At 43.9% G+C, this 18,765-nt stretch carries 17 protein-coding genes; 7 read left to right on the forward strand and 10 right to left on the reverse strand.

Annotated elements, in window-relative coordinates:
- Positions 1–90 precede the first annotated feature (90 nt).
- Positions 91–591: a lactoylglutathione lyase family protein gene (locus ACJJIY_RS10150; RefSeq protein WP_282933974.1), complete on the reverse strand. Its 501-nt coding sequence runs from the start codon at positions 589–591 to the stop codon at positions 91–93.
- Between the two features lie 90 nt (positions 592–681).
- Between ACJJIY_RS10150 and ACJJIY_RS10155 the strand changes: the two genes are divergently transcribed.
- Both ACJJIY_RS10155 and ACJJIY_RS10160 read left to right on the forward strand, forming a co-directional pair.
- Positions 682–1,551, forward strand: a complete 870-nt coding sequence (locus tag ACJJIY_RS10155; protein ID WP_444894977.1) for a LysR family transcriptional regulator — start codon at positions 682–684, stop codon at positions 1,549–1,551.
- The gene (locus ACJJIY_RS10160) at positions 1,542–2,417 is read left to right on the forward strand and encodes a nucleoside deaminase (RefSeq protein WP_444894976.1); all 876 of its coding nucleotides are present in this window, start codon (positions 1,542–1,544) and stop codon (positions 2,415–2,417) included. The genes ACJJIY_RS10155 and ACJJIY_RS10160 overlap by 10 nt, the downstream gene beginning before the upstream one ends.
- A gap of 11 nt (positions 2,418–2,428) precedes the next feature.
- On the opposite strand, the gene ACJJIY_RS10165 is transcribed toward ACJJIY_RS10160, so the two are convergent.
- Positions 2,429–3,331 carry a LysR family transcriptional regulator ArgP gene (locus ACJJIY_RS10165; protein WP_413664659.1) on the reverse strand — a complete coding sequence of 301 codons (903 nt, stop codon included), beginning with the start codon at positions 3,329–3,331 and terminating at the stop codon, positions 2,429–2,431.
- Between the two features lie 130 nt (positions 3,332–3,461).
- Between ACJJIY_RS10165 and ACJJIY_RS10170 the strand changes: the two genes are divergently transcribed.
- Positions 3,462–4,082, forward strand: coding sequence for a LysE/ArgO family amino acid transporter (locus ACJJIY_RS10170; RefSeq protein ID WP_444894975.1), 621 nt, complete (start codon positions 3,462–3,464; stop codon positions 4,080–4,082).
- 97 nt (positions 4,083–4,179) lie between these two features.
- Here ACJJIY_RS10170 and ACJJIY_RS10175 read toward each other — a convergent pair whose 3' ends face one another.
- The 6 genes from ACJJIY_RS10175 to ACJJIY_RS10200 all read right to left on the reverse strand — a co-directional run bounded on the left by ACJJIY_RS10175 (position 4,180) and on the right by ACJJIY_RS10200 (position 10,571).
- Positions 4,180–5,286 (reverse strand): acyltransferase family protein, encoded by a 1,107-nt coding sequence (locus tag ACJJIY_RS10175; RefSeq protein ID WP_444894974.1) that lies wholly within the window; start codon positions 5,284–5,286, stop codon positions 4,180–4,182.
- Positions 5,287–5,463: 177 nt separating this feature from the next.
- A complete protein-coding gene (locus ACJJIY_RS10180; protein ID WP_444894973.1) occupies positions 5,464–6,609 on the reverse strand; it encodes a patatin-like phospholipase family protein in 1,146 nt (381 codons plus the stop codon).
- A 548-nt stretch (positions 6,610–7,157) separates the two neighbouring features.
- Positions 7,158–8,177, reverse strand: a complete 1,020-nt coding sequence (locus ACJJIY_RS10185; RefSeq protein ID WP_445359543.1) for a cytochrome-c peroxidase — start codon at positions 8,175–8,177, stop codon at positions 7,158–7,160.
- Positions 8,178–8,642: 465 nt separating this feature from the next.
- A complete protein-coding gene (locus ACJJIY_RS10190) occupies positions 8,643–9,020 on the reverse strand; it encodes a hypothetical protein (protein WP_445359544.1) in 378 nt (125 codons plus the stop codon).
- Positions 9,021–9,082: 62 nt separating this feature from the next.
- Positions 9,083–9,442: a hypothetical protein gene (locus ACJJIY_RS10195; RefSeq protein WP_444894970.1), complete on the reverse strand. Its 360-nt coding sequence runs from the start codon at positions 9,440–9,442 to the stop codon at positions 9,083–9,085.
- Between the two features lie 166 nt (positions 9,443–9,608).
- On the reverse strand, positions 9,609–10,571 hold the full coding sequence (locus tag ACJJIY_RS10200) for a GlxA family transcriptional regulator (RefSeq protein WP_445359545.1): 963 nt from the start codon (positions 10,569–10,571) through the stop codon (positions 9,609–9,611).
- 114 nt (positions 10,572–10,685) lie between these two features.
- Here ACJJIY_RS10200 and ACJJIY_RS10205 point away from each other — a divergent pair, with 114 nt between their 5' ends.
- The gene (locus ACJJIY_RS10205; protein WP_444894968.1) at positions 10,686–11,234 is read left to right on the forward strand and encodes a cysteine hydrolase family protein; all 549 of its coding nucleotides are present in this window, start codon (positions 10,686–10,688) and stop codon (positions 11,232–11,234) included.
- Between the two features lie 192 nt (positions 11,235–11,426).
- Here the strand turns inward: ACJJIY_RS10205 and ACJJIY_RS10210 are convergent, their stop codons facing one another.
- Both ACJJIY_RS10210 and ACJJIY_RS10215 read right to left on the reverse strand, forming a co-directional pair.
- Positions 11,427–11,744: a cupin domain-containing protein gene (locus tag ACJJIY_RS10210; RefSeq protein WP_444894967.1), complete on the reverse strand. Its 318-nt coding sequence runs from the start codon at positions 11,742–11,744 to the stop codon at positions 11,427–11,429.
- A 1,226-nt stretch (positions 11,745–12,970) separates the two neighbouring features.
- A complete protein-coding gene (locus tag ACJJIY_RS10215) occupies positions 12,971–13,738 on the reverse strand; it encodes a helix-turn-helix transcriptional regulator (protein ID WP_444894966.1) in 768 nt (255 codons plus the stop codon).
- A gap of 295 nt (positions 13,739–14,033) precedes the next feature.
- On the opposite strand from ACJJIY_RS10215, the gene ACJJIY_RS10220 reads away from it, so the two are divergent.
- From ACJJIY_RS10220 to ACJJIY_RS10230, 3 genes are all read left to right on the forward strand, one after another.
- Positions 14,034–15,196, forward strand: a protein-coding gene (locus ACJJIY_RS10220) for an IS3 family transposase (protein ID WP_444897071.1) whose coding sequence is annotated in 2 segments (ribosomal slippage) — positions 14,034–14,292 and positions 14,292–15,196 — 1,164 coding nt in all. Because the reading frame shifts where the segments join, the coding sequence is not laid out codon by codon here.
- A 600-nt stretch (positions 15,197–15,796) separates the two neighbouring features.
- Complete coding sequence (locus ACJJIY_RS10225; protein ID WP_445359546.1) at positions 15,797–16,453, forward strand: class I SAM-dependent methyltransferase; 657 nt, start codon at positions 15,797–15,799, stop codon at positions 16,451–16,453.
- 408 nt (positions 16,454–16,861) lie between these two features.
- Positions 16,862–18,754, forward strand: coding sequence for an aconitate hydratase (locus tag ACJJIY_RS10230; RefSeq protein ID WP_445359661.1), 1,893 nt, complete (start codon positions 16,862–16,864; stop codon positions 18,752–18,754).
- The last annotated feature ends 11 nt before the right edge of the window (positions 18,755–18,765 follow it).

Raw genomic sequence — 18,765 nt, forward strand, 5'->3', positions numbered from 1 at the left:
AATAAATTAGGAAGCCTCTGAATAACTTCGTGCCGGTATTTCACTCAGCATCGTTCGAGTGATGCTGAGTGAATTCTGGAGTGCTTAAGATCAGTAGGCACCAGCACTGTAGATCAGCTCATAGCTGTGGCTGTAAATTTCCAGAATGTTGCCAAAAGGATCTTCCATATAAATCATGCGATAAGGCTTTTCACCGGGGTAGTAATAACGGGGTTCCGGCATACGTTTTTTACCACCGGCCGCTACAATCTTATCCGCCAGTTCTTCCAGGTTGGGGTCTTGCACACAGAAGTGAAAGATCCCGGTTTTCCAGTATTCAAAGTTATCTTCTGGGTTTTCCTGATTGCTAAACTGGAATAGTTCTACGCCAATCCGGTCCCCTGTCGATAAGTGAGCAATGCGGAAACTACCCCAGTTTGGGCCAAATACGTCGGTGCACATTTCACCGATAGCACTTTTGTCCTCTGTGATATCTGTGGGCTTCATAATCAGATACCAACCAAGTACCTCGGTGTAAAACTTCACAGCTTCTTCAAGGTTTGGCACTGAAATACCGATATGAGAAAAGGTTCTCGGGTATGCGTTACTCATAGCTGTCTCCTTTGTTGAATGCGGTTAAGTTACAGCCTCTGATTCATTACGTATAATTATCATTTGTAATATTTTTAAGTAGTATTCGTAATGATAAATCCAGTGTGGTTAAGAAGCTTCTGTACTTTAGCTGAAGAGGGGCACTTCACTCGTACGGCGGATCGCTTGCATATGACTCAGTCTGGGGTCAGTCAGCATATACGCAAGTTAGAGGAGCACTTAGGTGTCGCTCTGTTAGTCAGGCAGGGTAAGCACTTCACGCTCACGGATGCTGGTGATCGGCTCTATCGGGAAGGGCAGGGGATTATTCAGAAGCTTTCCAGCCTGGGGCAAATTGTTGGTGAAGATCCTCCCCATCATGGGGATGTGCGAGTAATGTGCCCTGGGAGCGTGGGGCTGAAGCTCTACCCCAAGTTGTTGTCCCTGCAGAAAATCCACCAGGGTTTATCGATTAGCTGCCGTTTCGCACCCAACCTGGATGTAGAGAAGGCCATTGCGGAAAACGGTGCTGATATTGGATTAATGACCAGCCCGCCACAAGCAGAGGAGATTGACAGTCGGCCGATCGCCAGTGAAAGGTTATTGCTAGTGACGCCGGCTGAAGTGAAAACCCCTGACTGGGAGTCGCTTTTAGCGCTGGGGTACATAGGCCATCCAGACGGTATACACCATGCGAGTCTATTATTGGGAGCGAACTTCCCACAATTTAGAAGTCTTGAAGCTTTTCAACAAAAAGGGTTTTCCAACCAGATCAGCTTAATACTGGAGCCCGTTAGTATGGGATTGGGTTTCACAGTTTTACCCGCCTATGCGGTAAGTGCATTTCGAAAGCCGAAATTGATTAAGGCACATAGCCTTGAAAATCCCGTTAGTGAGACGCTGTATTTGGCGCTTAGGCGCACCCAACTTGTACCCGCCAGAGTCAGGTTTATTATTGGTGAAATAGAGAAATGGCTTTAATCGGGCTCCTAAGTATCAAAAAGCTGAATATTTTTAGTAAAAATACTGGGTTGTTTCGCTCCCTGTTATTTTTTGCTCTATCACAACTTTCTCTTGTGGGAATAGCTAAAGCTGAGAGTGTTAAGGATGAGCAGGATAAGATACTGATGTTGTTGGCTTATTCTATTGTATTCCAGGACTGGGTCAGGCCTACTGATAAAAATAAAAGAGGCCATAATATTGGTGCGGTTTTATTTGATAATATTTCCAAACGCATTGGGGGAGTTCAGCTTAATTCGGTTTCAGTCTGTGAGGATAAAACCCAGCACGCTGAAGTGCGTGTAATGCAAAGATGTCTTGAGACAAAATGCTTAGGGCCTCAGACAAAATACTTAACTAATTCCAATGTCAGTATTTATACAACTCTTGAACCCTGCATGATGTGTAGTGGAATGATGATTTTCTTAGGCGTTTCACGTGTTGTATACGGGCAGACCGATCCCGACTACGGTAAAAGTATAGAGCGATTAAAGCAAAGTTATAATGGAAACTGTGGCAAGGAAAATTCCCAGTGTATCGTGGATAAGCCTGGAAATTATTACACTCGCCGTATAACGTCTGAACCGTCTAAATTAGTACAGAAAGAAAAGCTAGATGGAGCCTACTTCGCTTATGAGTTAAAGCATGGAGACCAAATAGTTAGCTTTTTATTGGGAGAGGATGCGAAAGAAATTTATCAGGAATCCTATCGGGACTTCAAAAATCTAAATGTTCGACATAAGGAAAATCAACCAATATATCATCAAGCACTCTCAACCCTAGAACAGCTGGAAAATGGTGAACTGCAGCTGGACTACTGTCCATACTGGCAGTTGCACCATCACTGAGTATTTGAGAACTACTGACTCAGAGCTTTTCGAGCATGTTCTGTGAGGTTGATAGTGATCTCTTTAATCAATTTCGATTTTAAGTTCCAAACATGCCAGTAAAGAGGAATCTTCAAATACTGGTCTTCAGCGAGTTTCACCAACTTTCCACTTTTTAGCAGGCTGGCGATCTGAATATCTGGCGCCATTCCCCAACCTAGCCCCAGAGTTAAGAAACTGAGGAAGCTCTTTGAAGAGGGGATTTCATGAGATGGGTACTGACCAGTCTCCACTCCCCAAAACTGTTTAAGGTAACGACTCTGCAATTGATCCTTATAGTTGAACTCCACTGTGGGAGCGTAGTGGAGCTCTTCAACTTTAATCGGGTCTGAAAAAAACTTCTTCTTAAAAGCCTTAGTGCATACCGGGTAATAGGCCATGTGACCGAGCAGTACCGATTGGCAGCCCTGGAGGTTACTGGTTGTTGAACTGATACAGCCAATGACTTCACCATTCTTCAGCAGTTCATGGGTAGCGTCCTGATCGTCGACCTTTAGATCCACGAGCAACTGCTGGGATCGAATCAATGGTGTGATGGCAGCCAGAAACCAGGTATCCAAGCTATCTGCATTCAGTGCGATCCGAACCTTATTCTGGTTGCTATAGCGAGTCTTGCCCCCCTCTGGATCGATATCAGTGAGAAGCTCTTGCTGTAACAAGTGCATTTGCTGGTAGTACCCCAGCACTTTGAGGCCGGCTTCAGTGGGCCGCAAAGGGTTGGAGCGTATCAATAGGGCTTGGCCAACCTGGCTTTCTAAGGCTTTGATTCGTTGGGAAATCGCAGACTGGCTGACATGGAGTAGGGCGGCAGCCTTGTCAAAACTGCGCTCCTCTACGACAAAGGCAAAGGCTTGGAGTTGCTTTAGGTCTAGCATAAGAATTTCTTATGATGGATCAGTATAATTAAGTTTACTTATTCTAGTTTGACTCTTAATCTCGCGCCACTATTCAGGCCCGCAGCCCTGCGGGCACTTCCAAATTAGAGAATGAAGCACAGGAGGCATCGTGTTTTCAGGGTTGTTGCTGGCGCCGCTCGCAAAAGGTTTTTTGACTACCATCAGTTTGATTATGGCGATCGGAGCGCAGAATGCGTTTCTGCTGACGCAGAGTATCCGTCGACAATATCACTTTAGTATCGCGGCTTTATGCGTACTGATGGATATTGCCTTGATCACAGCTGGTGTGTTCCTGGTTGCAAATCTCGCACAAGCGGGTGGCGACTGGATGATCTGGCTGACCTGGCTCGGTGCTGCTTTCCTGTTCTCCTACGGTGCCATGGCTTTCCGTTCGGCTTTCACTAACAAAGGTCTTGGAGAGCAAAAAGAGTGGATGAAATCCCGCCGCTCTGCCTTGATTACCGCAGTAGCCTTAACCCTGCTTAATCCACACGCGTATGTGGACACGGTTGTACTGATTGGCTCAGTAGGGGCGCAGTATGCTGGCAATGGAACCTGGTTTTTTGTGCTGGGGGCATGTAGTGCATCCCTGTTATGGTTCACTCTTCTTTCAGTGGGTGGCAGCATGATGCAGCCGCTATTTAAGAACCCCAGAACCTGGCAGGTACTCGATGTACTGGTGGGCATTATGATGTGGACTATTGCTATCAGCTTGTTGTGGGCGCAGTAGACACTCAATAATGGCTGCTAAAAATAGCTGTAGACTAATAAGTCTACGGCTATTTTTTTGCTTCCAGGCCCCTAACTTATTCCGATAGTTTTCCACACTAACTCCCCTTTAACATTTCCCCTGACCTGTTTAACCCGCCGTTTCGATCGCTCAATAAACGCCCAAATTGCATGCAGGGCCTCTCCACCAACCAATAAATGGCTGCCGCCAAAGCGAAGCTAAGTAGTGTTACTGCCACAAGCAACGTGGATAGAGAAATACTTGTAAGCCCTTGTCCCCAAGGTTGGCTTATGGCCCAGCTGACGAGAAAGACAACGATTAAATGAAACAGGTAAATGGAATAACTGATAGTCCCCAGAGTGGCTAAATGTCGTATTGGCTTTGGTGGAAGTAATACAAAAACGAGGAAGATAGCTAAAGCGATGAAATGAGATGATACAAAGCGGAGGGGAGTTTCGCTGATCGACCTACCTAGTAGGTGCATGGCCATAACGAGTAGTGGTATCGAGAAAGTCGAAACCAGGCCCCAAAGCATATAACGATAACCGCGCCTTGTTTCGTAGCAATACCTGAGTAGGGTTCCGCAGAACATAACTGCGATAGCAAAGGGGAGGTAAGTAGTGGTGGCGGGAAGCTGGGAAATTGGAGTGGATGATTGCCCTAAAAGTTGCATGCTGACAAATACCGATAGTGCCCCCCAGCACCCTAAGAGTAGATATCTGGGATTCCCTAGTAGTTGAAGGGTGAACATCAGTGCGCAGAGACAGTAAAAAAGCAGCTCTGCAGTGAGAGTCCAATATAGAATCTGAACACTTTCAAACCCCATAAGACCTTGCAGCATTGTGGTATTGGCAAGAATGGTAGATGCAGAGAATGTTCGGTCAGCGAGCAACCATGTAAGTCCGATAATTGCAGTCAGAGACAACCAGTAAGCAGGATACAAGCGGAAGAAGCGGCGGATAGCAAAGCTCTTAAGAGTATGATTAGATGCAAGAAGACTGTGGGGAATGACAAAGCCGGATATTAGGAAAAAGCAAAGTACACCTATCCTGCCAAAATCCAGTTGACTGATAAATTCAGCCAGTGCCGAGCCGTGCTGAGCGATGGATGGGGTGCGGATAAATACTTCACTACTGTGTTGCCAGACAACCAAAGTTGCAGCCAGCCCCCGTAGTACATCGAGATTAAGAAGGCGTGTGTTCATTACCGATGGACCATACCCTTGGTCAGTGTACTTTCATTCCGCCCAGAATATGATAACTATGCCTCTTGCAAAAGCCTGAGAGCTGAGAATTGTCAAGAAGAAAGGTAATAGTTGTCTGTATTTGCTGTGTACTAGGCTAGACCCAAGTATCTTAGTGATGATTGATTAACAGTAGCGCTATCCATTTTTTTTGAGCCTCTCGACGACTTGATCAATCTCGGCTTTATTATCCCTGATAAGTCTGTCTGATAAAACTTTTAGCTTATTACTTGCCTTGTAGTCAAACGGGTCAACATAGGGATTTACAAGTTCAACATTGAAATAGTTATAATTAATCCGTCCCTCAGGGGTGAGAGATTTCGCAATCTCCAGCGTATATAACTGTTGATTATCCATAGACCTTTGTACGTTCGAAATTAGGTCTTGGATCCAGTTAATTTGCCCCCAGTTTTTTAGGCTTCTATAGTCAGTTTCCGTGGTAGCTAGTGGTTGCGTGCCAGCCCCAAGGACTAGTACATAATAGTTTTTTCCGGGGAACTCCCTGATAATATCACGTAATACAATACTGGTGGGATTGTTAGCGTCTACGCCAGCATCGGCATAATACTGATGATGTATGTCTTGTCCGGTAGTCATAAAATCGACGGGGGGGAATACTGTTTCCGCGCTAGCTGCGGCTGTAACTAATTGGTAGAGTGTATTGGTGGGTAGGTTAGTAATTGCCTCGCCACGATTTTTGAATAAGTTGAGTTGGCCGGAGTGAATATTCAGAGAGGGCATTATGACGTAGTTCTTGAGGTCAGTGAAATTTTGCTTGTCAGTGTAGAGTTTTTCCATAGTGTTACTGAGGCGCTCTCCGCTAAATCGGGGAGAGATAAAACCATTAGCGGTCAGTAATGTGTGATACCAGGGAACTGAAAATACAAACTTGCTTTCATTGATATATAGATCGATTATTTTCCCACTTTGAGACAGATTACTTTCAGTTGACTTGTGGTTCACATTAAGGCCTGTGGCAATAATAGCCCCAGTTGATACTCCACTAAAAACATCAAACAATTCATCAATAGGTTTGCCAGTCTGCTCTTCAATATGTTGAATAACATAGAGTGGTATTAAACCACGTATTCCACCGCCATCTATGATAAGGATGTTAATAGTATCTTTGTCTTTAAGGGAAGCATTACTCTTAATGAACCCTTTAGTGACAGGGTGGGCGTCATACTGAATACTTTGGGTCAGTCGATAATTGTAGACGTACACCAAGCCTAAAAAGGCTACGATAACTAGTACGATGAGGGCTGACGCTAGCCGAAATCTCATTGATCTTCCTGAACGCTAAACTCTTAATACAGTGAGTGTGACAAATCAGATTAGTTTTATTTCTTTGGGTTATTTAAAAGTTACTTAAGGCTGTTTTCTTATCTTGCTTTGGGATTGTGATAAGAAATTAAGCACTATTGGCGGTTCTTATTCGAATGAGAAAAAAATTGTAATTTCTATTCTCTTAGTCCCTTATGGAAAATTTCACTATCTATAAAGCGAAAAGCACATAAAATAATCTGATGACTGAATGCCCAGGTATTGAACAGTAATTTAATGGAACTCTCTCAAGTCGGCGGCTGAAGGCTGTAAATTTCCCTTCGTATTTCATTTTACCGGCTTGATATAAGTATTGGTGGAGCGTTAGACATTATAAGTTAGTCGGTAACCAGGAAACCGTTTAGTCTACTGACTGCTGTGTCTAATGCACAAAGTAACCGCAGGGTTGAATGGTTACAAGTTATCAATGGGCTTGTGACTGGGAACCCGTGAGCTCAGCCAAAATTGATTAGCGCAAAAGATGCCCACCCCGAAGGGTGGGAAATATTTTAATGAGCTTGATGTTCTAAAGCGTTTAGGAAAGTTGCAATATCATTTATCTGTTGTGTGCTCAATTTCTGTCCCAATTGATACCAAGCCATATCGTAAATTGCCTGCTCAATGGTTTCTACACGTCCGTCGTGGAAGTAAGGAGCGCTTCTGCTTACGTCGCGTAACATTGGAACTTTAAACATCATTTTATCATTCTCAAGGCCTGTAACTTTATATCGACCTAAATCTTCTTGGTGTGGATATTGGTTGACCAGCCCCATCTTCTGGTACATGTTTCCACCCAAGGTTGCGCCATTGTGGCATGCTGAACAACCAGTGTTGATAAAGGTTTGCAGGCCCTTTAACTCACTTTTTGTCATAGCCTGATCATCACCATTTATAAAATCATCAAAACGATCATTTGTAATCAGTGTGCGCTCAAACGCAGCTATAGCCCCAGCAATATTGTCGTAAGAGATAGCATTCTCTTTACCAAAGGCGTGTTTGAAACTTTCTTGATATTCGGCAATTTTTGAAATCCTTGCCTCAACAGCCTCTTCTGAAGGCATTCCCATTTCTACAGGGTTTAGAATTGGACCTTTGGCCTGTTCCTTCAGGTCCTCTGCGCGACCATCCCAAAATTGAGCCACCTGGAATCCGGAATTCCAGACCGTTGGAGAGTTTCGGTCACCCTTGGTGCCAGGTAAGGCTCCCGGTGATGTCGCTTCATTGTCAACGCCCGAGCCGTTGTAGTTCCCTACTTGATGGCAGCTGTTACAGGACTGGCTATCATTGACTGAAAGCCGTTTGTCCATGAACAGTGTTCTTCCAAGCTCAACCATCGCTGGGGTGTCACTCTCACTGCCTGGCATAGTTTCTGAGAGAGTGCCGAACATAATTTTGGATTGTTGACGTAATTGATTTATATCAACTTCGGCCGTTGCCGATACAGTTGTTGATAGCAAGCTTGCTGCCGCTATCAAGCCGCCAATGATTGGAAGCTTGAGATCTCTTTTCGAAATAATTTTCTTAATCACTTTGGTGTCTCTCCCACATCTCAAAAAACAATGACAACTAACCTATTTTTAATCAAATCTAGGCGGCGCCACTATATAGGGAAGCTCGTTCGGCTGATACCATGATTTAACAAAAAAAGCTGTAGATTTTTAGAACATCCAGAATTGGTCACAAAATATTTTTTTAAATATTATTCAGAACTTGGCCTATACATTGAGTGCACTGGATTTGATGAGATTGAAGTCTTGCTATTTGCCTTTAAAAATTGCAGGATAATTTCTGAGATGGCGAGGAAGTGTAGGGTTTAGGGGATAACTATCAGTATCTCTAAAGAGAAATGATTCGTATTTCTGCTAGCCGGTTGGTGGAGTAATATCTACTCGAACGATAAATGACTTCATAACTATCTGAATGTGGTTAACTTTTGAATTAGAGCTTTTAGGTTTCAGGAAGCTTTTAATCTTATTGTTATATCAGGTTAACTTTTATATTGGTCTACGTATTCTAAATAGAGGCGTTTCGCTACCTATCAAGCTGCCGGGCTTAATAAGAGTCTCTTCGATTATTCCGCTGCAAGGGCTGGGCAGCTCAATTGTGCAAGTTCCAAAATCGGCAACGAGTATCGTTTGTCCACCGTAAATTGAATAATCAACACCAACTATGACTTCTACTACCTCACCAAGCTCTTTTGGGCGGACTGAGCCCGTCAAAGGTTCTTGTTTGTGTGGAATCGAATCAAAAGAGGGTGCGCGTACAATTCCGTCTGTTGGAAAGCGCTCTTCCTCTGGGGATATTCTTTCGCCGCTTTCAATGGAACTTATGCCAAGAGCACCATTTATATAATTTAGTATGAATTTCCACATGTCTTTCTAAGTTATTTTATAACTCTATCTTGCTTTAAATGGATAAAGTTATCTTTGTCGAATTACTTAGGGCTACTGACAAGAGAAAGGTCTCTGATGAATATTGTATCTGGATCATCATCATCTCTCCAAGCAATGCCTTTATCCAGAATGATTCCTTGAGCTATCAAAGAATCAACAACTTTATTTGTTACTTCTTTATAGTGTTCAAGGTCGCTTCGCGATCCATTGATAAACGGCCAGTCGTCGTATGTATCTGATACAAAATCCACGTTATCATTGTGATGTTGAGCCTTGTACCACTTTACTATATAAGCAGATAAGGGGTTACTAAGAATTTCACCCATAGTATTGACGGGTAAATGAAGGAATATAATCTGCTCTTTTTTTGTATTATTTACAAGTGAGTATCCAACTGTCATATTTATTCATGTTTAATAATGGGTGTTTTTTGATAGGATATTACAGATTCAAGTTTTTTTCGATTTTTTTAAGCACTCCTCTAAACTCGATGCTGTATGGTTAAATTAATCACTTCTCAGTGAGTTAAGGCATTTGGAACATACAGGACTCAACCTTTCCCGAGAATTACATTTTAGAGCCACCTGAAAATCTCTGTCGATACTCCCTAGGGGAGAGGCCGGTCTGTTTGTGAAACATTTTCCGGAATGCGCTGACGTCCTCATACCCCACTTGCCAAGCGATCTGTTCGACTTGCAATGTGCCCGTTTCCAATAGTTCGCGAGCCTTTTGCAGACGTTGCTGTTGAAGATATTCGGCGGGTCTATAGCCGGTAACCTTTTGAAATCTTCGTAGAAAGGTGCGTTCGCCCAGATTGGCGAGTTGAGCCATCTCTGCAACAGAGATTGGTTGTTGATAATCCCGGTGAATTTGCTGTTGTACTTTTAAAATTGCTTTATCGCCATGATCTAGAGGAGGTAGAAAACTGCGGTAATAACTTTGGTAACGGGTACCCGTATCCACCAACAGGAAACGTCCCAACTCCATAACTATATGGGGAGGCATGTATCGTCCGACCAGATGTAACCCAAGGTCAATCCAAGACATTACACCTCCTGCGGTGACAAGATCCGGGTCTGCAATCAGGATGGAATCGATATTCAGCTCTATATCCGGGAACTTCTGCTTAAAGGCATCGGCCAGTCGCCAGTGAGTGGTCGCCTGGCGTCCATCTAATAGTCCTGCGTCGGCCAACATAAAAGCCCCAGCACAAGCGGAACAGGTTACGGCTCCCTCTTTGTGCCGCTCTAACAACCAGGTACAAACATCTGTCGGTGGTTCCATGTACTCCTGACCTTCCAGTACCGGCGGTACAATAACGATATTTGGGTCTTTAGCAGCCCCTTTTTTCTCGGGTATGACTTTTCCGTCATTAATTAGCCAGCGTGATACCTCAAATAGCGCCTTGGGTTCTGGAATTGACTCCTGACAGATGTGGTTTGCGGTTTGGAACAGGTCGATTAGGCCATAAGTCGCCGACTGAGCCGCTCCGGGGATCATCAGTATTGCAATGTGGATTGTTTGGGTCACTAGCCCCCCTGTCAGTTCTTGCCCGTTTTATGTCGGTCTTGCCACGCCTGTATCTTAGCCCATCGCCCTAACATGCGCTTGTACATTTCAAAGACACAACCAAAGGACAATCTTATGAGCAAGACAGCGCTAATCGTCGTCGATATGCAAAACGACTACTTTGAAGGCGGAAAGTGGACTCTTGAAGGCATTGGCCAAGCATCAGACAAAGCCGCAAAAGTACTGGCTGAGTTTCGCAAAAAGCAGTGGCCAGTTATTCATGTTCGCCATGAATTTCTCAGTGAGGATGCTCCATTCTTTATTGCCGGTAGTGAGGGTGCGAAAATACACAAAAGCCTTCTGCCTGTTGAAGGTGAGCCGGTAGTACTCAAGAATGAAGTTAACAGCTTCAAAGGTACGGATCTTAAAAAGCACTTGGATGAGCTAGGTGTTAATAAATTGGTCATTGTCGGTGCGATGAGCCATATGTGTATCGATGCCATTACCCGAGCGGCAAGTGACTTTGGCTATGAAAATACCGTTATTCATGATGCTTGTGCCAGTCGGGACATGTACTTCAATGGTGTCGATGTTCCCGCTGCACATATACATGCAGCTTATATGGCAGCACTACAATTTGCTTATGCAGAGGTTATCAGTGCTGACGAATACTTAACGCAGTAATTAACTCGCCTGCACTTTAGCGTTAAGCCACACACGATACTGCTATACCTTTATCGATAAGGACTTTAGGCTTTATAAGCCTAAAGTCCTTCTTCAAGCTGCATGTTCAGCTCTATTTCATGATAAATTACACTGCATCTACAGGTTGCCGACTAGGCTTTTAAAGGTCTTAGTTTATGTGCGTGTAGAGATTTAGATTGTTTTATCTTTAAACCAAAATTCAATTTCATCTGTTTCGACTTCAAAAGTCGCGGAGTGCTCTACATTTGCCGGTACGTGGTACCACTGTCCAATGCCAATCCGTTGGGTGGCACCATTCATGGTGAGTATTAGTTCCCCCTTTGTGATAACGCCATGATTATCTGTGTCATGAGTGTGGGGTGGAATGAACGTTCCAGCTGGATATGATGCGAAAAGAACATCACTGTTTTCTGCCTTAAGCTTGTAAGCATCAAAGCGACCATCGTAGAGAGGTAATTCCTTAATTTTATTTGGATAACTGCCTGGCATCTCTGCTTCCTTGTTGAGTGCGTATAAAATAGTTTTGGGCCAAAGGTCCTGTAGGTAGAGTAAATCACCATCCTAATAGTTCCAAGACTATTTTTACTAACTTTGTAATTGCTCTTTTGGTTTGTTCTTTTCCATTGCTATGCGAAAGGATGGAGTTTTGGAAATAGCGTGCTAATTATCCGTCTAATTAAGAAGTAGCATGCCGCCATTAATAACCCAATATTTAATGAGATAAATAATTAGTGGAACAAAATGGAGTCAGCATTAAGTGCTCAAAATCCACCTTACGCCACTCTCAAAAAATCTCATATTGACTACCCAATAGGAAGTGATAAATGAGCATGTCGTTACCCCAAGAGCCACTTTTATTTGACCAAATCTCCATTGCTCACGAATTCCTAAGTATATCAGTATTCCTATGGTGGTTAGCATCATAGGCTCGTAAAAATACCTAATAGGAGCATTGAAGGGAAATAGAAATAAACCGTAGATAAGCCTTCCTAGTCCCGGCGGTAGTATAGCTACCAAGCTCAGCATCATGCAGAGCATATGCTTTTGGGGAGACTTTCGGTACTGGAACCCAGATAGCAGAGAGAATACAAAAAGTGGTAATAAGAATAAGTCAACCCAATATACAAGTTTAAATATTTCACTCTTCTCTAAGGTTGATTCAATAGTGCTGAAAAATGCCCAGTATGAAGTGCCTATAAATAATGTGGCAACGACAACTGACAGCCAACCTAGATATTTATGAAGAGATGTGCTCCCTTTGAGCATTAAATAAGACTGTAAGCACATGATTCCAATCCATAGAAGGGAAACTATTCCATGGATATGATGCATTGTGGATAGGTTTCGGTAAGCCATAACATAACTTGGTGTGAATCCAAGAATAATGATTGTCGATAAGCCGCAGAACCAAAAGAAAAGTGACCTAGGATTCAAATGGCTATCCTCATGTACCTATACCTAAATTAAGAGGCTTCTTTGTTTTAGGCGATGGAGTTAATGGTTGGCAGCCATCCTAGCCATACTTATAGAGCTATGCAAATATGTATCTCGCTACAAGTCAAATTAATAGGTCAACTCTGTGGGTTTCTTGGACTTGTATCGTCAGTACATATAGTAACGTATACAATTTATTTGTTATCGCCCTTGGCTAAATATAAGGCTTATTACTTATACTGCTCTAAGGTGGTTTTCGATGAAGTTCAAACATAATGACCTTAAGATGGAGGTATTTTATCTCTCTTATGTTTAAATTTAATAAGTGGAATTAGCTTGAAGTCTTCATTCAGAGCCTGAATTTTCCTAATCCTGTCACAGCGAAATACCCGAATATCCTCACGGAGCTTGTCCCAGGCTAGGATGTACCATACGGGATAACTAAGAAAGAGGTAGTGGGGTTCAATAGTTCGTAGTGTTTCTTTTCCGCTTTCGTCACAGTAGGTGATCTTTATGCGTTGAAGCATTAAGAAAGCCTGGTGGAGCTTCTCGACAGTTTTACGCTTTGGAGTTAAGAAATTTGAGAGCACAACCTCGGAAGCTGATTTTCCGATGATGATACGTGCCTTTATACCATTCACTTTACTTTTCATGGACGATGAAAAGGAAGCCATTACCTTGTGGCGGATGCTACTTAGGTGTGCCATAAAGAGGGGGGACTTCATCTGTTCAGCAATAGCCAAACTGATCATCAGGTCAACAGCCTCTGTATAGTTTAAGTTGACACGACCAACGCCCCAGCGCTGGTCCAAACGGATTCCACCACCGCGTCCCACATCCGTTTCAATCGGCAAGCCTCGGCTTCTCAACACCTCTATATCTCGATTCAGCGTCCGAATGCTAACGCCCACTTCCTTGGCAATTTCACCAATCGTGATGGGTTCGTCCGACTTTAATCGGGCAGTGATAACTTCAAGTCTATCTATTCGTGAGAGGGTAGATGTGCGCATAGTTATCAAAATATGCCATATAGTGTCATATTTATCCATAACCTATACCTCGTTCGGTGATATTGAATGATTACAAATTGATTGGAGGTTTTGGGTATATGGCGAAGGCAGCTATTGGACGGTGTATTTTAGGTATCTTAGCCCTGTTTTTTATGGGGACTGGATTGGTTCTTATGATCAGTCCATCTGTCATGCTGACCCACACATTTATCGAACCTATTGATTCTGTGAGTGGGCTATCGAGTATTCGCTCTCTTTGGGGCGGGACAACATGATCCTACCCACCAAAGACGGACACTCTCTTAAGCGATAAACTACGCAGCAGAGGTGCCCTATGACACGATCAAGTAAATCAACCAAAACCACTCGTAAAAAATACTCAGAGGAATATAGAAAAGATGCCCTAGCACTGGCGGTCAAGGTAGGGGTAAGCGTTGCCGCTAAACAGCTTGGGTTACATCCTTCCCAGATTTACGGATGGCGAAGCAAGGCTAAGTTACATCAGAGCCGAGGGGATGCCGAGAGAGAGCTGGCCACAGAGAATGCTCGCCTTAAGCGGCAGCTGGCTGAGCAGGCAGAGGAGCTGGCGATCTTAAAAAAGGCCGCAGCGTACTTTGCAAAGAGCCTGAAATGAGGTACGCCTTCATGCTAAAGCACAGGCATAAGTTCAGCATCAAAGCGATGGCTAAGGTATTGAGCGTATCTCGCAGTGGGTTTTACGATTGGGTGTCAAGATCGGCCGATCAATCCAAGCGCCAGCAGTACCAAATGGAGCTTGATGGTTTGGTACAGCAGCGCTTTATAGCCAGTAAAGAACGTAGTGGCGCCCCTCGCCTGACGAGGGAATTGGCCAGTGAGGGGAGTAAATATAATCAAAAAACAGTTGCTGCCAGCATGCGTCGACAGGGCCTACGGGCTAAAGCCGCCAAGAGATATAAAGCCACAACCTACTCAAAACATGGTCTGCCAGTGGCCCCAAATCTGCTCGAGCAGAACTTCAATACTGAAGCGCCGAATCAGAAATGGGTCGGGGATATTACCTACCTACGAACAGAAGAGGGTTGGTTATATCTGGCTGTAGTGATAGACCTATATAGTCGGCTGGTTATTGGTTGGGCGATGTCAGAAACGATGACAGCTACATTGGTCTGTGACGCCCTTCAAATGGCTTTATGGCGACGTAAGAAACCTACAAATGTTATCGTGCATACTGACAGGGGAAGCCAATATTGCTCTAAAGATTATCAATCTTTAATTACAGCTTATGATCTGCGGTGCAGCATGAGCGCCAAAGGTAACTGCTATGATAACGCCTGCGCAGAAACGTTCTTCCACTCACTTAAGGTAGAAGTAATCCATGGTAACCGCTTTCCTACAAGGTGCCTCATGCGGGAAACCGTATTTGAGTATATAGAAATAGACTACAATCGAAATCGCTTACACAGCGCCAATGGCTATCTCAGCCCTGAGGCGTTTGAGGAACAACTAGTCGCTTAGTGGTGTGTCCGTTGTTGGTGGGTAGGATCAACAATCGCAATTTGGGCAATGGTTCTTCTTGGAGCGATAAGATCTAACGTGGACTATATTATGGTTGGATTTATTGCATTGATGTTGGTTCTAGTTGGCCGATTAGTAGGCTATTTTATTGATGGATCTTATCCAGAACTTATCCCTACAGTGGTCCCAACAATTGTGGCTACTGTCATTATGATAATTGCTTGCAAGCTCATGGCACATACTGTGGATGCTTAAATGTCGTTATAAGTGCAATCTAACCAAATTAAAGATAGCAAGTTCTAGTTTGCTTAATTTGCAATCTATTTTGGATAGGGGCACTTAAAAAACAAATTTTCATATTGAAGTGATTTGCATTGTAGGAAATACTGAGATGCGCAGGCAGAATATCTTAATAGGTATTCTGCCTACCCCTATTTTTACCTAATATAATCGAGATAGATATTGAGCAAAAGGGTAGTGTAGAATAAGTTGTATTTTACATGTATGTTCAAAACAAAACGGTTACCCAGGTAGTGATTGGTTAATTTAAAGAATAAATTATCTGGTTAGTATTTTATTTTTGACGCTGAAGGAATAGTAATGTCAAAAGATCCAAAGCTTGTTGCTGAGCAGCTTAGAAAACCATCTGGTACATTGGCCTCAGAAACCGCGCAACAAATGAACAAAGCGAATGAAGCAACGAATCTTGCCGCCTTAACGGCTCTCAATGTGGTAGATGGTGATTTTGTTCTAGAAATTGGTCCGGGCAATGGCAAATTTGCAGTCGACGTAATTCGTAAGGGAGCTTGTGTCCGCTATACCGGTATTGATTGGTCGAGCGATATGATTGCAACCGCAAAAGGCCTAAATTTTGAATATATAGAGTCGGGGCAAATGGACTTTTTAGTTGGTAACTCAGAAAGTCTGCCGTTTGCCGATAGACAGTTCGATAAGGTTCTAGCCGTACACACAGTATATTTTTGGGACACCCTCAAAACTCATCTAGCAGAGATCTCCAGAGTACTAGTACCTAAAGGAAAGTTATGCCTGGCTTTTGGCGATAAATCTTTTATGCAAAATCTACCGTTCACTCAATATGGATTCAGGCTATTTGATGAGGGTGATATTTGTGCCCAATTGTCTGCAGCTGGATTTAAAGTTGCATCCCGCGGTAAGCATAGTGAGTATGGAGAAAGTAATACAGGGCAGCTTGTGGAGAAGAAAATTAATATAATTGTGTGTGAGCTGAATCCATAAGCAATTGCCAATCTTTGAAAATTGTGTCTTTCCCAAGAACACTTTTTATTTTGACTGGTTAAATAGAAGTTCTGGATTGAATTAAATCCCTATCTTCTAGTGATTACTCCCCTATCGAGCGTATGTAGCTGCATATACTCAGTCATTTGTCAGAGATTACAAAACTGCGGAAGCAAACGGTTCAGGTAGCGCTAGCGTATGTTAGAGCTACTAAGAGTCCGGGGGTATAGCCTTGGCGCTTACATAGTCCTGCAACTACAACGGTGCTTCAGCCGAGGAAGCTAGAGCTACAATGATCAAGATCTAGTTACATCAATACTAGAAAGCTCCAGCTCACTCACCGGGTATCCCTTTATGCCTATGAATCTTGCGCAGAAACTTATCCAAAGCCACCTCGTGAGTGGATCAATGGAGCCTGGCAGCCCAATAGAGATAAAGATAGATCAGACGCTAGCTCAGGATGGGACGGGAACACTTATTATGTTGGAGCTTGAGGCACTTGGTTTGTCTCAAATCAAGACTGAGCTTTCAGCACAATATGTAGACCATAACCTGTTACAGACGGATTTTAAAAACGCCGACGACCATATATTCCTGCAAAGTGCCTGTCGTAAATTTGGAATTTGGTTTTCGCGGCCCGGTAATGGTGTCAGCCATCCAGTACAGATGGCTTGTTTCGATGTGCCTGGTAAGACATTACTTGGCGCTGATAGCCATACTTGTGCAGCGGGTTCTATGGGGATGCTGGCGATTGGTGCCGGTGGCCTACAGGTGGCAATGGCTATCGCAGGCGTCCCCTTTGCACTGAAAATGCCCAAAATACTCGGTGTGAAGCTCGAAGGTGAGCTGCCGCCATGGATTAGCGCTAAGAACATCATTCTGGAAATGTTGCGTCGGCAGTCTGTTAAGGGCTGTGTTAACAAGATTGTTGAATATTACGGTCCCGGCTTGGCTAAATTGACAGCGATGGATCGCCATGTGATCGCCAATATGGGGCAGGAAATGGGTACCACTACCAGCGTCTTTCCTGCGGATGAGGGTGTGAGAGCCTTCCTTAGACAGCAGCATCGTGAAAGTGACTTTGTCGAGATGAAGGCTGATGAAGGCGCGAGTTACGACGAAGAAGATACTATTGATTTATCAACTCTCGAGCCGCTAATTGCTTGCCCATCAAGCCCAGACAAAGTTGTGACGGTCCGAGAAGTGGCGGGCCGTCCGATCTACCAGAGCTATATAGGCTCTTCTGCCAACCCTGGATTGAGAGATTTTGCGATACCGGCACGTATGGTTTCAGGTCGCCGTATAGCCGATGACGTTTCCTTTGACATTAACCCGACCTCACGTCAGTTACTCGAAGAACTCAGTCGGAGCGGCGATCTAACAAAATTGCTTCAAGCTGGAGCTCGTTTGCATCAGACAGGATGCGGCGGCTGTATTGGCATGGGGCAGGCCCCCGCCAGTGGTGGTATAAGCTTGCGTACAGTCCCTCGCAACTTCCCCGGCCGCTCCGGCACCGCAGATGACCAAGTCTATTTGTGCAGTCCCGAAGTAGCCACTGCCAGTGCGTTAAGAGGAGTGATCACCGACCCTCGTGATCTGGATATGGACTACCCCAGCTTCCATGAGCCGGAATATCTACCTGATATACGTCCGTTATTACAGCCACCTCAAGAAATCCCAGTAGCAGTGGAGTTAATTAAAGGGCCAAATATCAAGCCCCTTCCTGATTTCGAAGAGCTCCCGAAAGTTTTAACTGGCCCATTATTGCTGAAAGCAGGGGACAATGTTTCCACTGATGAAATATTACCTGCTGGAGCAGAAATCTTACCGCTGCGCTCAAATATCCCCGCCATCAGCCGCTATACATTTTCAAGAATCGATGAATCGTTTTATGATCGGGCAATGAAGCTCAATGGAGACTGTTTCGTTGTCGGTGGTGAGAATTATGGACAAGGCTCTAGCCGTGAGCATGCGGCAGTATCTTCACGTTTTCTTGGGGTAAGGTGCATAATTGCAAAAAGTATGGCCCGTATACACCGGCGTAATCTTATTAACTTTGGTGTACTGCCATTGCTATTTGAAGAATTTGATGATTACGATCGGCTTGAGCAGGGGGTAGCTCTTGAAATTGACAACCCAACTGCACAGATAAAGTCAAGCAGTTCAATTAAATTGATAATTAAATCATCTGGAGAATGTATTAACTTGCGGAGTGATTTGGCTAAGGACGAAATTGAAGTGCTGGAAGCAGGGGGTATGATTAACCAGGTTCGAGAAAAATACCTAAGCTCTGATAAGTAGTATGAATTTCT

The organism is Microbulbifer maximicatervae (SeqCode), from assembly GCF_052468155.1.